This window comes from Massilia sp. IC2-477 (assembly GCF_020707265.1).
Classification (GTDB): Bacteria; Pseudomonadota; Gammaproteobacteria; order Burkholderiales; family Burkholderiaceae_D; genus Telluria.
The window spans coordinates 240779-255896 of sequence record NZ_JAJFEQ010000002.1 but is presented as its reverse complement, the minus strand read 5'-3'; the positions used below and the strand labels follow the sequence as shown (position 1 = coordinate 255896).

Sequence of the window (15118 nt, the reverse complement as noted above, 5' to 3'; positions counted from 1 at the left end):
CGTTTTCGGTTTGTTCAAAAGCTCAATCGCAGCGCAGGTTGTAGGAGACATCCATGCGGGGACGGTTGTTGCCGGCTTCCCTGCTGCGGAAAATCGCCCTGTTCAGTCCCGAGGGCTTGAACAGCATCCCGAAATTCGCGAGCGCGCCGCCGTGCCAGCGCCGCACCAGTGGACCAATGTCCCAACGGTAAAAACGGTTGGTGCCGGCGATGGCCGTTACCGCTTCCGGCCGGGCCTCGTAACTACCGCCGGGGCTCGTGTTCCACGGCGAGTTCCAGGTGGCGGTGCCCTCAGTCCAGGCGCGCGTGACCGCATGGGCTGCCAGTTCACGCACTGTCTGGACGGAATTCGAACTGTCCAGGTACAGCCACAACGTTGCTTTCGTCACCCGCGCCTTGGTAGGGAAGCTCTCCAGCGCAACGCTGAGCAGGAAGTGGGCCTTGGCGTCGGTCGCTTCCAGTGATTCAGGAGTGTTATCTGGGGCGTTCGGGGACACGCTACTGATTGTGGTGTCCCTGAACGCACTGTTCGGCAGTACCGTGTCGTACTGTTGCGTACGGTCGTAGAAGGGCATCTTGTCAAGTGTGACCGTACTGACGGTGCCCCGTGGAGACTCAGCCCTCACAGTGGCTTCGAATTCGCCTTTGTCGAGCTCGACGTCGATAGCGCGTAACTCGCCCGGGACACCTTTCAGGCGCACGGTACCGAAGGCCTTTGGATTTCCGCAGCCGACTCTCTCGTTCTGCCATTTCGCCAGGCGCAGTCCCGCCTCGGCCAAATAGCGTGTCGCCTCCACGTCGTACTCGGCGTCGATGGCTGCGACCTCATCTGCGCTACCGCGCGCCATGGCATAGGCCAGCATACCCATGACCGACAGCGCGAGCGCGACCGGCAGGAGCAGCAGTCCCCGCTCGCGCTTCATGGACGCGGCCCCCCCATGCGCACGGCGATGCTGCCCTGTGCGGATTGCGCATCGCGTTCGAGTCTGAGGCTCGCCTCGACGATCGTTGCACTGGCATTGACAGTACGGGCACTGACGCCGAAGGCGGCGACCGACTCGGCCAGAACATTGTCGACCCCGTCGCGCACCTCGATCAGCTGCTTGCCCGCATTGACGCGAAAGCGCGACTTGTCGAACCAGCCGCCGGAATCGGACAGCACCGTGTTCTGCGGCGCCAGCGCCTTGCGGGGAGTGTCGGTCGCGGCGCTCGAGATACGCGCGAGCGCGAAGCGCAGGTCCTGCTGGAGCACCGCCTTGCTGCTATTCTGCATGCCGGCCTGCATGCTGGTGCTGAGCATCGACGTCAGCGGTCCGATGACCAGCGCGCAAATCACGAGTGCCATCAGCAGTTCCACCAGGGTGATGCCGTCCTGGCGCCGGCGGGTTCGCCGCGTCATCGGTCCACCAGGGTCGTGAGCGGATACATGCCGTCAGTGCCGGAGACGGTGACCATCAACAGCGTGTTCTCGGCTTCGTCGTTTGGTTCCAGCACGGTACCGACGGCGGCGCCGTAAGGATGCACGTACTTGGAAATATAGACGTTGCGCACCCCGCATTCGCCATCCGGGCCTGCGTCGGCGGGCAGTGAGTAGCTTGACGGATCATTTTTACCCTTGACCTCCTTCCAGAGGTCTTCGAAGGATTCGGCCAGCACGACCTCCATTCTGCTCTTTACGCAGCGCAGCTCCCGAGCGTGCTCGGTGCCCGCGGCCGCGGCGCGCAAACCACTGCGGATTGCCTCGGCGGCCGGCACTGCGCAGATCGCAAGCAGCACCAGCGCCACCATCACCTCGATATAGGACAGACCGGCAGCTGGCGCGCGCATGGTCAGAATGTCACCCGGCCAGTGACGCGTGCGACGGATACGCTGCGCTGGATGTCACCGTGCGTCAGCACCACCTTGCCGTCCTGTTCGAGCAGATCACCGGCGGGAGCTCCGGGATCGAAGCTCGCCGGGGTCCCATCGGGTCGGAAGGAGATGTAGCTGTTCACTGGACGCTTTTTGTATTTGAATTGGGCGCTTGCCAGCTGGCCGATGGGGCGCAAGCTGATGTCATACTCGGCCTTGCCGACCGGATGGAGTACTTTGTAGTCGGGGTCCTGCGCCCCTGTGGCAGTCAGGCGATACACCAGCAGCGATTGTGAAGCGACTTCGAACCGGACCGCATGCCAGGTGCCGGTGCGGATCGCTTCGCGCTGGGCGAAGCGGATCGCGCGTGCGACTTCCGAGGCCGCGGCATCGGCAGCGAAAGCGCCGGCCGGCGCCGCATTAGGCACGGCAATCGCTGCTGCCAACGCCAGCACGGCCACCGTTACCAGCATTTCTGCCAGTGTGAAACCGGCAGGGCGATGGGAGCATGCCCGCGGCGTGGCCATGGGCTGATGCTCAGTGGGTGTTGAACGCCCGCTGGTTACGATCCAGTTCAACACTGTTCATCTCGAAGCGGCCGTTCGTGTTGCTGTAGCGCCAGCCAGGGGCGTCGGTGGCTGCGGTCAGGGGAGCGAGTGGCGTATTAACGACAACAACGTCATCGCCAGTGTCCACTGCTGCGCCCACGGCGGGGGCAGTGACGGGGTCGCGTGGAATTGCACGCAGATAGGGCCCGTAAATGAAACCGGGTGCCTGCACGCTGCAGGTTTGCCCGGCGCGATTCGAGTGCATCGTTAACTGATCGCGGAAGGCTTGCTCGGTATTGATTGCACCCGTGCCCGGATCGCCGCCTACGCAAGCGGCACCGGCACCCGTAGCAGCAACGGCGCTGGGATAGGTATTGTCGTGCTGCACCCGATACAGCTCGATCGCCGAGCGTACGGTGTTCAGGTTGGCGTCCAGTGCGGCATCAGCGGCTTCGTCCGTGCTGTTACCGAACTGCGGAATCGCAATCGCCGCCATGATGGCAATAATGATCACCACAATCAACAGCTCGATCAGGGTAAAACCTTTAACTGCGTATTGGCGGATAGTTGTTTTCATGATGATCACAGATTAGAAGGAAAGGCAATTGCCTATTAGAAAGTCATTTGAGGTTAGCATGAACTTTCAGCAATGTATATTTCTGAAAGCCATCCTGATACAAGTGTGGCAAATTCACCGCGTACTCATCTTGAATATGGGCAAGATAATTGAACTAACGATAGTGCCAACTAATAGGCCCATAACTAATAACATTACTGGTTCGGCAAGTTTGGCCAGACGGTTCAGCTGGCGCGTCAGGTCGCGCTCGTAAAAGTCGGCCACCCGACCCATGACGCGTCCGAGCGATCCGGTCTGTTCACCGGTAGCGACCATCTGCTTTACATTGACGGGAACCAGGGGACTGTCGACGAACCCGGCGGCAATGCCGCGGCCTTCCGTGACCTGGATCTCGAGGTCGCCGATGAATCGATGGAACTCCTGGTTCGGCACCACATTGCGGCAGGCCGCCAGCGTGGCCATGATGGTCACGCCGCGCTCGAGCGAGGCGCCCATCACCCGCATCAGGCGCTCCAGGTAGATCTTGGTGAAGATGTCCTTCACGAAGGGAAGGCGCAGCTTCAGGCGGTCGAGCCAGGCTTGCCCGGCCGGTTGCCTCGCGGCCGCCACAGCCAGCACCAGCAGCAGCGCCGCGCCGGCCAGCAGCTTGCCGCCATGCGCCAGCAGCACTTCGCTGACCACCATCAGCACTTTCGTCGTGGCCGGCAGCTTGTGATAGATCCCCGAGAACATCGGCGCGAACTTCGGGAACACGTACATCAGGATGAAAATCACCACCACGACCGAGAACACCAGCAGGAAGCCGGGATACGACAGGGCCGAGACGATGGTGGCGCGCAGCCGCTCCTGCTTCTCGTCCATCTCGACCAGTTGCGCCAGCACCTCAGGCAGGAAGCCACCCGCCTCGCTGGCGCCCACCAGGTTGACGTAGGTGAGGGGGAACAGCTGCGGATGGCGCGCCAGCGCTTCCGAAAATCTCTGGCCGCCGACGATGGCCTCGGCCATGTCGCCGATGATGGCGGCGACTGCCGGCCTGGCCGCCTGCTCCTGCAAGGAGCGCAGCGCCGCGTGCAGCGGCACACCGGTCTCCAGCAGCAGCGCCAGGCGTTCGGTGAACAGGATGCGATCGGCGCTGCCGACCCGGGCCTGGCCGAAAGCCGGCGCACTGCGCCGGCGCGGCGCCGTTCCCATCGCCGCGGTTTTCGCTACCGGCTCCAGTTCGTCCCAGTCGAGCGCCATCCTGCCTTCCCCTTAGCTCGCGTGCACCGCGCGCGCGATTTCCTCGGGCGTGGTGAGTCCGGCAAAGGCGCGCTGCATGCCGTCGGCGTACAGGTCGTGGTGACCCTGGGCGGCGACATGGCGCGCCATCTCGTCCTTGCCGGCGTTGGCGACGATCATGCGCTGCAGGTCGGTTCCCACTTCCAGCAGCTCGTAGATGCCGAGCCGCCCCTTGAAGCCGGAGTCGTAGCAGGACGGACAGCCGCGCCCGCGCATCAGTTTCAGGTTGCCTTCGCCCTTCCAGCCATAGGCGGCGGCCGTGGCCGGCGGCACCAGGGAACTGGTCTTGCAGGCCGGGCACACGCGGCGCACCAGGCGCTGCGCCATGACACCGATCAGCGCCGACGACAGCAGGTAGGGCTCGACGCCCATCTCGACCAGGCGCGCCACCGCGCCCAGGGTGTCGTTGGTGTGCAGGGTGGTGAGCACCAGGTGGCCGGTCAGCGCCGCCTGCACCGCGATCTCGGCGGTCTGGCGGTCGCGGATCTCGCCCACCATGATGATGTCCGGGTCCTGGCGCAGCACGTGCTTGAGGATCTTCGGGAAGGTGAGCCCGATCGCATCGTTGACCTGGTTCTGGTTGATGATGTCGAGCTGGTATTCGACCGGGTCCTCGATGGTGACGATGTTCTTTTCGATGCTCTTGAGGTAGCTAATCGCCGCGTACAGGCTGGTGGTCTTGCCGCTGCCGGTCGGGCCGGTGACCAGGATCAGGCCGTGGCTGCGCCCGAGCAGGCGCTTGAAGGCGCCGACGGCGCTGTCGTTCATGCCCAGCTTGTCGACGTCGAGGATCGACTGGTTCTTGTCCAGCACCCGCAGCACCACCTTCTCGCCATAGATGCCGGGCAGCGAGGAGAAGCGTAGGTCGACGGTGCGGCCCTGGGTCACCACCTGGATGCGGCCGTCCTGCGGCAGGCGCCGCTCGGCGATGTCGAGGTTGGCCATCACCTTCAGGCGCGACACGATGGCCGGGTGCAGCTCGAGGCGCGGCGACATCACCTCGTACAGCACGCCATCGATGCGCAGGCGCACGCGCGCCTTGTTGCGCGAGATTTCGATGTGGATGTCGCTGGCGTGGTCGTGGATGGCGCGCTGGATCACGGCGTTGACCAGGTTGATCACCGGGCTGGCGCCGGCCATCTCGTCGATCGCCGTGTAGTCGTCCGGGACGTGGTTTTCCACCAGCTCCAGGTCGTCGGCGGAGCTGTGCACGAAGTCGGGCAGGGAGGCGCCGCCATAGGCGTCGTTGCGCACGCGTTCAATGTCGGCCGGCGCCGCCATCGCGACCCGCACGCGGCAGCCGGTGCGGGCGCGGATCTCGTCGATGCTGTGCACCGCCTGCGGGTCGGCAGTCGCGATGGTGAGCGTATTCGACACCAGGAACAGCGGCAGCACGCCGAGGCGGCGCGCCACGTCGCGTTCCAGCACCGATACCGCGGCCGGGTCGTACAGGCCGGCGCGCAGGCCGACGAAAGGCACGCCCAGCTGCTCGGCTAGCGCCTGGAACAGCGCCGCCTCGGGCAGCCACTTCTTCTCGACCATGATCAGGCCCATGCGCTTGCCGGTCTGCTCCTGCAAGCGCTTGGCCTCGTCCACCTGGGCCGCGCTCACCAGGCCGCGTTCGACCAGGATGTCGCCCAGCTTGGCCTGGCCCTGGCGCAGGACCACCCTGGCCGGCGGCGCATCGTACAGGGCCACCTGGTCGGTCAGGCCGGTCACGTCGAGCACGTCCTGCAGCAGCGCGCTGGGATAGGCCAGCTTCAACCAGCCGCCGAGCCCGGCCAGGCGTTCGGCGCTGCCCTGGACCAGTTCCAGTGCGCGGCCGGACAGCAGCGCCACCTTGCCCAGGTCGATCACGATCGTGACCTGGTGCTGCGCGATGCAGGCCGCCAGCGCCGCCTCGAGCGCGGCGACCGCCTCGACCGACACCAGCGCCATGGTCGGCGCCAGGTAGGTCATCGAGCCGATGCGGCTGCGGGTGACGGCGTTGTCCACGGCCTCGTCGCGCATCTCAGGCCACCGCGGCCGCGCGCTCGCGCTGGATGTTGAAGCGTGCGATCCACTCCGGTTCGAGCGCGCAGATTTCCTCCAGCACGCGCACGACGTTCGGGTCGAGCTGTTTGCCGGACACGCGCGCGATCTCGGCCATCGCCACCTCGTGGCTGCGCCCGGCGCGGTAGGCGCGCGAGCTGGTGATCGAGTCGTAGGTGTCGGCCACTGCGATGATGCGCGCCAGCAGCGGAATCTCGGTGCCCTGCAGACCGTGCGGGTAGCCGGTGCCGTCCCATTTTTCCTGGTGGTGGCGCGCGCCCGGCACCGCCCCCTTGAGGCGGTCGATGTGGCGCAGGATCTCGTAGCTGCGCTCCGGGTGCACCATGATGAAGGTGTACTCGTCCTGGGTGAGACGGCCCGGTTTGCACAGCACCGCATCGGGAATGCCGATCTTGCCGACATCGTGCAGGAGCGAACCCCAGAACAGGTCGTCGGTATCGCGGCTGGAGAGGCCCATGGCGGCGCCGATCTGCATCGAGATGTAGTGCACCCGCTCGGAGTGGCCGCGGGTGTACGGGTCCTTCGCTTCCACCGCCTCGATCAGGGCATTGGCCATCTGCTCGTTGAAGCGGCTGGTCTCGGTCAGCATGCCGTACATGCGCGACAGGCTGGAGAGCTGGTTAGCGAGCAGCTCGCCCAGCTTGCGGTCGCTGTTCGAGAAATCGGGCTTGGCCAGGTGGTTGGCCAGCACCAGGATCGCCACCACGCTGCGGTTGTGGATCACCGGGCAGCACAGCAACTTGTAGGGCAGGTCGGTGAAGATGTAGGCGCGGCGCGGATCGTTGGTGTCGTTGATCACGATCGAGGCGCGCGAGGAATGTGCGAAGCGGTACAGGTCGCCGCGCATCTCGACCAGCACCAGGTCCAGGTTGTGGATCGGGGCCGACAGGTTGGTTGCATGCACGCACAGGTTCTCGCCCGGCTTCACAAAAGCGGCGACGTCGCAGTCCATGTGCACGGCCCAGCTCTCCAGCAGGCGCTGGAACAGGTCGATGCCCGGCTCCAGCTGCTGCACCTGCTTGTCGATCGCGTACACCAGGTGCAGCTCTTCGTAGCGCTCCGACAGCTCGAGCGCCATCGCATCGAGTTCGGTCTTGGACGCCAGGTCGTCGGCGATGCCGGCGGCGATGTCTTCGAGCGTTTCGGCCAGCAGGTCCCAGCCGGCATCCGGTTCGCCGGCCGCGACCCGCACCGCCAGGAAGCCGTGCGCGCGTACCGGCAGGTAGAGCAGGGTGGCCTCAAGCGCATCGTGGCGCTGCATGCCCTCGCCGACGCAGGACCAGGCGAAGCCGCTTGCAGCCAATGCCGCCAGCCAGTCGGCCATGTTTGAGCCCGACAGGCTGGTCCAGGCGACGGCGCCGCCGCTGCCGACCACGGCCAGGTCGTAGTCGGTACCGCTGACGCGGCGCAGCCAGCGTGCGTAACGGCTGTAATCAAGCTCGCTCAGGGTATCAGCTTGCATGCTGGGTCTCCGGCCCGCCTTCGCGGGCATTGAAGTGATCGGCCAGGCGCGCCACCAGCTGGCGCGGGCTCAGGGGCTTTTCCAGGAATTCGACCTTCGGCAGTGCGCGCACCCAGGCGCGTTCGTCGGCCGCGGTCATCGAGGTCATGACCAGGATCGGGAAGTGCTCGTCGGGCCAGCGTTCGCGCACCGCAGTGCACAGCTCGCGTCCGTTCATGCCTGCCATCTGAATATCGCTGATCAGGGCATCGGGGCGCGCATCCGCCATCAGCGCCAGCGCCTCGGCGCCATCGCCGGCGCACAGGACGCGATAGCCTTCGCGCTCGAGCATCAGGCGCAGTACGCGGATGACGTGCGCTTCGTCGTCGACGATCAGGATGCTGCGCTTGCTCATAGGACGTTGGCGCTTTCGGCGAGCGAAGGCATCTTCTTGAGGTGGATGGAGAAGGTGCTGCCCTGGCCCGGCTGGCTTTCCAGGCTCAGGCGGCCATGGTGCAGTTCGACGATCTGGTTGGCCAGGTACAGGCCCAGGCCATGGCCGCCGCGCTGGTTCGGGCCGGTCTCGGGCACGCGGTAGAACTTCTCGGTGACGCGCGCCTGGTCGTCAAGCGCCATGCCGATGCCGGTGTCGCGCACCGTGATGACCACGTCGCTGTCGCCTTCTTCGGCCGACAGCACCACACTGCCGCCGGCATCGTTGTACTTGATCGCATTGCCGACCAGGTTGTTGAGCGCGATGCGGAACAGGTCCTTGTCGATCGAGACCGCCGGGATATCGTGCGGCACCTGCAGCTCGAGCTTGACGTGCTTCTGGTGGGCGCGCGGCTGCGCCTGCTGCCAGGTGTCGTGCAGCAGTTCGTGCAGCTTGACGCGGTGGCGCTCGGGGCGCACCGTGCCCATTTCGAGCTTGCTCACGTTGAGCAGGTTGTTCACCAGGGACGTCATGCGCTCGATCTGGTCCTGCACCACGTTGACCGCCTCGATGCGCTCGTCCGGGGCGGTTCCCGGATCGGCCAGCAGCTCGCCGTACATGGCCAGCACGTTCAGGGGCGACTTCAGTTCATGCGAGACGTGGGCGACGAAGTCGTTGCCGGCGGCGCGCGCGAGGTGTTCGGCGGTGACGTCGCGCAGCACCACCAGGCTGCCGAAGGAGACGGCGCCGCCGGCCGCCTGCAGCGGCGAGACGCTGGCGTGCAGGCGCTTGCCTGGCACGCGTACCGGTTCGAACTCGAAGTTCAGCGGGCGCCGGGTATCGGCCGCGCCGCTGCGCAGGCGTTGCAGCACCGCGCGCAGCTCGGCGTCCTCGCACCAGGTGTCGACCGGCTGGGTCAGCACGGCGGTCACCGGCACGCCCAGCAGCGGCTCGAGCTTGGCGGTGGCGAAGGTGATGTCGCCGCCCGGATCGAGGGCCAGCAGGCCGTCTGGCTGGCAGTGCAGCATGGCCTGCATCTTGTTGGTCGTGTACTCGAGCAGGCGGCCGCTGGCCAGGTTGGCCACGCTCGACTCTTCCAGCTCGCGGATGCGGCGGCCGGCCTGGTCGAGGTAGGTGTTCAGTTCCAGCGCCAGGCCGCGCACGTCCTGTTCACGCGTAGCGGGCACCGGCGCCGCAGCCGCGCCCTGGGCGCCGGCAAGGGTGTGCAGCTGCTCGCCAAGTTTCGCCAGCGGCGCCATCTCGCGCTTGATGACCAGGTAGATCAGGGGCACCAGCAGGAACACCGCCAGCGCCACCAGGCCGTAGAAAGGCAGGTCCTTGAGGCCGTCGGCGATGCGTGGCTCGTAGTAGCCGACGCGGATCTGCAGGCGTCCGCCTTCGGGATCGGCCACGGGTCCGTGGAATTCGCGGACGGCCGGCATGCCGGGTGCGCCAAGAAGCGCGCGCTCGGCAAAGCCGGAGACGGCCATCGGGACAGCGGGGGGAAGGATCACGCCGGGACCGGCCACTTCAGCCAGGTTGCGCCCGTTGGCATCGGTGACGGCGGCATAGGCGAAATCGCGGCGGCCGCCGTTGGCCAGGACCGAATCGAGCACGCCGTACTGGCCTGCGCGCGGGACCAGTACCGGCGCCGGCAGGGCCGACAGCGAACGGATGGTGGCCAGGCCCTGCACCCGCATCTGCGCCGCCGCATCGGCCTGCTGGCGCTGCAGCAGCATGGCGACGATCAGGGCGATCACCGCCAGCGAGGAGACGACGAGAATGATGCCGATCCGGTTGTTTTTCATTGTGATAATCCGGTTAGCCCACGACAGCGGCTCGCTTGTGAGCTACAGACTATAGTTTAATAATTTCTTACGGGCAAGTAACATTCGCAAGCCCTGAATGACTGTTGGTTTTTGTCCAAGGAAAGACCAGGGGCCCCGCGCCAGGGGCAGCGGCGTTCGCGGGCGCGCGCCCGCGCCACGCCGCGCTATAGTGGTAACCGTGACAACAACAGGACAAGCTTTCCGCCAATGAGCCAGCCCCGCAACGACCCATCCGACACCGACAGCGATACCGGCGACGACGCCTTCCTCGAGCGCGAGCTCGACTTCCCCGAACGCGGCATCGAACTGGTCAAGATGGAAGGCCGCGTCTTCCTGCGTTTCTCGGGCGAGGTGCGCTACGAAGGCCTGCGCGTGCCCTACCGCCTGGTGCCGTCGCGCGGCGTGCTGGCCAAGCCGAGCAAGTGGCGCAAGATGGACATGCTGGCGCGCCGCGACCTGCTCGAAGAGCGCGCGACCCCCGACGCCATCGAGCAGCTGCAGACCGAGGCCGAGGACTTCGTGCGCGACATCGCCGAAGAAGCCGACGAATTCGGCTGGGACCCGATGCTGTTCCTGCACGTGCTCGACGAACTGGAAACCTCGGAACCGGCCGAATACGTCTTCCAGCGCATCTCGCAGCGCCTGACCCACGCGGTCGAGCGCGAGCAGGAAGAGCGTCACGCCGCGCGCACCAAGGAAAGCATCAACCTGGCCGAGTACCCGGAATCCTTCGAGGTGGCCAGCAAGATGCAGCGCAAGTTCGTCGCCCTGCTCGGTCCCACCAATTCGGGCAAGACCCACCGCGCGATGGAAGCGCTGGCCAAGGCCGCGAGCGGCGTCTACCTCGCGCCGCTGCGCCTGCTGGCGCTGGAAAACTACGAGCGCCTGCAGGAGGCGCGCCCGCATGGCAAGGAGATCAAGGTCAGCCTGATCACCGGCGAAGAGCGCCGTGTCGCCGAAGGCGCGACCCACGTCGCCAGCACCGTCGAGATGCTCGATACGAAGAAGCCGGTCGAGGTGGCGGTGATTGACGAGATCCAGATGCTGGCCGACCGCGACCGCGGCGCCGCCTGGACCGCCGCCGTGTGCGGCGCGCCGGCCGCCACCGTGTTCTTGGTCGGGGCGCCGGAAGCACGGCGCGCGATCGAGGCCCTGGCCGAGCGCCTGGAGGTGTCGCTGGAAGTCCATGTACTGAAACGCATGGCGCCGCTGGCGATGGAGCCGTCGCCCGTGCGCAAACTCGGCAACCTACGGCGCGGCGACGCCGTCATCGCTTTCTCGCGCCGCGATGTGCTGATGTGGCGCGACATGATCACCGAGAAGGGCCTGTCGGTGGCCACCGTGTACGGCAACCTGTCGCCGGAAGTGCGGCGCGCCCAGGCCGAGCGCTTCCGCGAAGGGCAGGCCGACATCGTGGTCGGCACCGACGCGCTGGCGATGGGCCTGAACATGCCGATCGCACGCATCGTGATGACGACCACGGTCAAGTACAACGGGGTCGAGGAAGAAGAGATCTCGGCCGCGCTGGCCAAGCAGATCGCCGGCCGTGCCGGGCGCTATGGCGTGCACGAGGAAGGCTTCGTCGCCGGCTACGACGACGACACCCACGAGGTGATGCGCGCGCTCATGAAGGAAAAGATTCCGCCGGTGGCCGCTACCGGCTTCGCGGTCGCGCCTTCGCTCGAGCAGCTGCACCGCATCTCGTCGGTGACGGGCGAGACCTCCTTGGTGAAACTGCTGCGCCGCTTCGTGCACAACATCGACGTGCCGGACGGCTTCTTCTACCCGCGCATCACCGAAGAACAGAACGAGCGCGCCGAGTGGCTCGACACGCTGCCCTTGTCGGTGGCGGAGAAGTTCATGCTGTCCCTGGTGCCGATCTCGACCCGGGTGCCGGTGCTGCAAAGCGCCTGGGAGCATTGGGCGCTGTCGCTGGCCAAGAAAAAGGTCTGCAAGCTGGCGCCGCCGACCCAGGAGCTCTATTACATGAACCTGCAGGAGGTCGAGGACACCTGCCGCATGTACTCGGCCTACGCCTGGCTGGGCTACCGGGAGCCGGAACACTTTCCGAGCATCGAACTGGCGCAGCAACTGGCGCGCGAGGCGTCGGAACGGGTCGATTCGATGCTGCAGCAGCAGAATGCGGCGGCGCGGCAGCGGGGTGGGTCCTCGGGTGGGGGCAAGCGCAGGCGTTAAAGGTTGCGGTGCGAAATTGGAGGGAATAATGCCAGTGGCATTATTCCCGCCTGCGCCGGGATGACGGTCTTGAGGCTAGAGGTCAAGTCCGACTGTTGTGGCCACTCGCCTAAGCACGTCGTTCCGGCGAAGGCCGGAACCCAATTCCGTCGCTCAGCCACTAACCCAAGCCTGCACGATATTGACGCACAGTGTACGATCCCGCTTTTGCCATCAAAGCGACAACACCGTGAACCCGAAATACACCCCAGAATCCTTCAACGAATTCGGCAAGTCCTTCCTCCCCGGCCACCTCGGCATCCAGATCACCGAAGTGGCTGAAGGCCGCGTCTGCGCGGAGCTGCCGATCACGCCCCAGCTGCTGGCCCCGAACGGCTACCTGCATGCCGGCAGCGTGGTCACGCTGGCCGATACCGCGGCCGGTTACGCCTGCGTTGCCCACCTGCCGGAAGGCGCGCAGAACTTCACGACAATCGAACTGAAATCGAACCACCTGGGCACCGCACGCCAGGGCACCATCGCCGTGGTGGCGACCGCCGCGCACCTGGGCCGCACCACCCAGGTCTGGGATGCGACGGTCACGGACAAGGACAGCGGCAAGACCATCGCCCTGTTCCGCTGCACGCAAATGATTCTCTATCCCAAATAAGCGAAGGCTTAAGAGGCCAGCTCTTTCTCGAGCAGCTTGTGCAGGGTCGGGAAATCCGGCTCGCCGACGTACTGCTTGATGATCTTGCCGTTCTTGTCGATCACGAAGGTGGTCGGGGTCAGGCTGACGTCGCCGAACTGTTTGGCGATGTCGCCGGCCGAGTCGATCGCCACCTTGAACGGCAGCTTGCGCGTCTCGGTGAAGTTCAGCACGTAGTTGGGCGGGTCGTACTGCATTGCCACCGCCACGAACTCCAGGCCCTGTCCCTTGTACTTGTTGTAGGTCTCGACCATCTGCGGCATCTCCTTGACGCAGGTGACGCAGGAGGTCGCCCAGAAGTTCACCATCACCACCTTGCCGCGCAGGGACTCGGTACTGATCTTGTCGCCGCTGATGCTGATGAAGGTGACGTTCGGCGCCGGCGTGCCCTTGTTGAAGGCGGTGTAGCCGATGCCGCCCAGCGCCAGTACCAGCGCACAGGCGGCGGCCGGCTTGATCCAGGGACGGGAGGGTTTGGAAGAGGTCATGGCGGATGCGGATAAAAAAACGGCAGGACCGCAGTCCTGCCGTTGAGGCTTAGCTCTGGCTTGGCGCAGCCTGGTTGGCGCGCGGGTCTTCCTCGGCGATGTACTCGAAGATCTTGACGACGCGGGTCACGCCCGCCACGCCCTTGGCGACATCGGCGGCGATATTGCCTTCGCGCGGGGTGACGAGACCCTGCAGGTAGACCACGCCGCGCTCGGTGGTGACTTTCACCGAGGTTGCCGAAATGGTTTTCTTGTCGACCAGGCTGGCCTTGACCTTGGTGGTGATCAGGGCGTCGCTGGAACGCGAGGTGTAGCTCGACGGACCGGCGATTTCCAGTTCGTTGATCACCGAGACCACGTTGTCGATCGCGCGCACTTCGCGCTCGGCCGCCTGCTTCATGGCTTCGTCGCGCACTTCGCCGGTCAGCAGCACCTTGCGGTTGTAGCTGGTGACGTTGATGTGGCCGTTCTCGCCGGTGAGCTGCTGCATCTTGATCTCGGCCTTGACGTTGATCGCCTTGTCCTCGGTCTGCATGCCGATGGTGCGGCGGTCATTCGCCGACAGGGCGGCGGTGGCGACGCCACCCACGGCCATGGCGACGCAGCCCGACAGCGAAGCCGCCAGTGCGGTACCCAGTACGATTTTCGACAGCAGGCCGGCCAGCGGGCGCATGTTGGTCATTCCTCTTCTCCTCCGAACAGTGCGACGTCGATGCCGTCGCAGATGCAGTGAATCGCGCACAGGTGGACTTCCTGGATGCGCGCGGTGCGTGCGTGGGGCACGTTGATGTGGATGTCGGCGTCGGTCAGCAGCTTGGCCAGCGCGCCGCCGTCCTTGCCGGTGAAGGCGACGATGCGCATCTCGCGCTCGAGCGCCGCCTCGACCGCAGCCAGCACGTTGGCCGAATTGCCGGAAGTCGAGATCGCCAGCAGGATGTCGCCTGCCTGGCCGAAGGCCTGCACCTGCTTCGAGAAGATCTCCTTGAAGCTGTAGTCGTTGCCGACCGCCGTCATGATCGAGGTGTCGGTGGTCAGGGCGATCGCCGGCAGCGGGAAGCGCTCGCGCTCGAAGCGCCCGACGAGCTCGGCAGCAAAGTGCTGGCAGTCGGCGGCAGAACCGCCATTGCCGCAAGCCAGGATCTTGTTGCCGTTGGACAGGGCATGGAACATCAGTTCCACGGCCTGCGAAATGGGTTGTGCCAGGGCAGCTGCCGACTTCATCTTGAGATCGGCGCTCTCCTGGAAGTGAGCGAGGATGCGTTGAGTATTCATAGCCGGGAATTATAGTGCAGTGGCAACCCAGCTCGGGCAACCACCGTAAAAATTGCTTACATTTCAAGGGGCCGCTGAGGGCGGCCGGCGAGGCTGCTTGGCAAATTGATCAGTTAATCACATCCTTGAGCCATTCGAGACGGTCGCCATCGATGGCGACGACGTCGAAGCGGCAGGGTGGGGTGACGGGAAAACGCAACAGGTACACCTGCGCCGCACGCACCAGGCGGCGGATCTTGGCGGGGGTGATGCTGGCGGCCGCGCCGCCGCAGTCATTGCCGGCGCGCTGGCGCACCTCGACGAACACCAGGATATCGCCATCGCGCATGACCAGGTCGATTTCCCCGCCCTTGCAGCGGAAATTTTCTTCGACCGGCTTCAGGCCGTGGCGTTTCAGGTGGAGCAGGGCTGCCCGCTCCCAGTCGCGGCCCTGGGCCTGCCGCGGTGACAGGCGCAGGTGCCACAT

Annotated in this window: 16 protein-coding genes; 2 read left to right on the top strand and 14 right to left on the bottom strand. The window is 65.5% G+C overall.

Annotated elements, in window-relative coordinates; translation table 11 throughout:
- Window positions 1-22: 22 nt before the first annotated feature.
- From LK542_RS04500 to LK542_RS04455, 10 genes are all read right to left on the bottom strand, one after another.
- Window positions 23-922, bottom strand: a complete 900-nt coding sequence (locus tag LK542_RS04500; RefSeq protein WP_227810977.1) for a DNRLRE domain-containing protein — start codon at window positions 920-922, stop codon at window positions 23-25.
- The gene (locus LK542_RS04495) at window positions 919-1398 is read right to left on the bottom strand and encodes a PilW family protein (protein WP_227810976.1); all 480 of its coding nucleotides are present in this window, start codon (window positions 1396-1398) and stop codon (window positions 919-921) included. Before LK542_RS04495 ends, LK542_RS04500 begins: the two co-directional genes overlap by 4 nt.
- Window positions 1395-1826, bottom strand: a complete 432-nt coding sequence (locus LK542_RS04490; protein WP_227810975.1) for a type II secretion system protein — start codon at window positions 1824-1826, stop codon at window positions 1395-1397. The genes LK542_RS04495 and LK542_RS04490 overlap by 4 nt, the downstream gene beginning before the upstream one ends.
- A gap of 2 nt (window positions 1827-1828) precedes the next feature.
- Complete coding sequence (locus LK542_RS04485; protein ID WP_227810974.1) at window positions 1829-2431, bottom strand: GspH/FimT family pseudopilin; 603 nt, start codon at window positions 2429-2431, stop codon at window positions 1829-1831.
- Window positions 2388-2975, bottom strand: a complete 588-nt coding sequence (locus LK542_RS04480; RefSeq protein ID WP_227810973.1) for a prepilin-type N-terminal cleavage/methylation domain-containing protein — start codon at window positions 2973-2975, stop codon at window positions 2388-2390. Before LK542_RS04480 ends, LK542_RS04485 begins: the two co-directional genes overlap by 44 nt.
- Before the next feature lie 114 nt (window positions 2976-3089).
- Window positions 3090-4214 carry a type II secretion system F family protein gene (locus LK542_RS04475; RefSeq protein ID WP_227810972.1) on the bottom strand — a complete coding sequence of 375 codons (1125 nt, stop codon included), beginning with the start codon at window positions 4212-4214 and terminating at the stop codon, window positions 3090-3092.
- Between the two features lie 12 nt (window positions 4215-4226).
- Window positions 4227-6263 (bottom strand): GspE/PulE family protein, encoded by a 2037-nt coding sequence (locus LK542_RS04470; RefSeq protein WP_227810971.1) that lies wholly within the window; start codon window positions 6261-6263, stop codon window positions 4227-4229.
- Between the two features lies 1 nt (window position 6264).
- Entirely contained in the window at window positions 6265-7767 is a 1503-nt protein-coding gene (locus tag LK542_RS04465; protein ID WP_227810970.1) for an HD domain-containing phosphohydrolase, read from the bottom strand.
- Window positions 7757-8161 (bottom strand): response regulator, encoded by a 405-nt coding sequence (locus LK542_RS04460; RefSeq protein WP_227801360.1) that lies wholly within the window; start codon window positions 8159-8161, stop codon window positions 7757-7759. Before LK542_RS04460 ends, LK542_RS04465 begins: the two co-directional genes overlap by 11 nt.
- A complete protein-coding gene (locus LK542_RS04455; RefSeq protein ID WP_227810969.1) occupies window positions 8158-9987 on the bottom strand; it encodes an ATP-binding protein in 1830 nt (609 codons plus the stop codon). Before LK542_RS04455 ends, LK542_RS04460 begins: the two co-directional genes overlap by 4 nt.
- A 228-nt stretch (window positions 9988-10215) precedes the next feature.
- Here LK542_RS04455 and LK542_RS04450 point away from each other — a divergent pair, with 228 nt between their 5' ends.
- Together LK542_RS04450 and LK542_RS04445 are read left to right on the top strand one after the other, a co-directional pair.
- Window positions 10216-12204, top strand: coding sequence for a helicase-related protein (locus LK542_RS04450; RefSeq protein WP_227810968.1), 1989 nt, complete (start codon window positions 10216-10218; stop codon window positions 12202-12204).
- 229 nt (window positions 12205-12433) lie between these two features.
- Window positions 12434-12853: a hotdog fold thioesterase gene (locus tag LK542_RS04445; RefSeq protein ID WP_227810967.1), complete on the top strand. Its 420-nt coding sequence runs from the start codon at window positions 12434-12436 to the stop codon at window positions 12851-12853.
- Window positions 12854-12861: 8 nt separating this feature from the next.
- Here the strand turns inward: LK542_RS04445 and LK542_RS04440 are convergent, their stop codons facing one another.
- The 4 genes from LK542_RS04440 to LK542_RS04425 all read right to left on the bottom strand — a co-directional run bounded on the left by LK542_RS04440 (window position 12862) and on the right by LK542_RS04425 (window position 15118).
- On the bottom strand, window positions 12862-13380 hold the full coding sequence (locus tag LK542_RS04440) for a TlpA disulfide reductase family protein (RefSeq protein ID WP_227810966.1): 519 nt from the start codon (window positions 13378-13380) through the stop codon (window positions 12862-12864).
- Between the two features lie 49 nt (window positions 13381-13429).
- Entirely contained in the window at window positions 13430-14062 is a 633-nt protein-coding gene (locus tag LK542_RS04435; RefSeq protein WP_227801355.1) for a BON domain-containing protein, read from the bottom strand.
- A complete protein-coding gene (locus tag LK542_RS04430) occupies window positions 14059-14652 on the bottom strand; it encodes a phosphoheptose isomerase (RefSeq protein ID WP_227801354.1) in 594 nt (197 codons plus the stop codon). The genes LK542_RS04435 and LK542_RS04430 overlap by 4 nt, the downstream gene beginning before the upstream one ends.
- A gap of 109 nt (window positions 14653-14761) precedes the next feature.
- Window positions 14762-15118: a YraN family protein gene (locus LK542_RS04425; RefSeq protein WP_227810965.1), complete on the bottom strand. Its 357-nt coding sequence runs from the start codon at window positions 15116-15118 to the stop codon at window positions 14762-14764.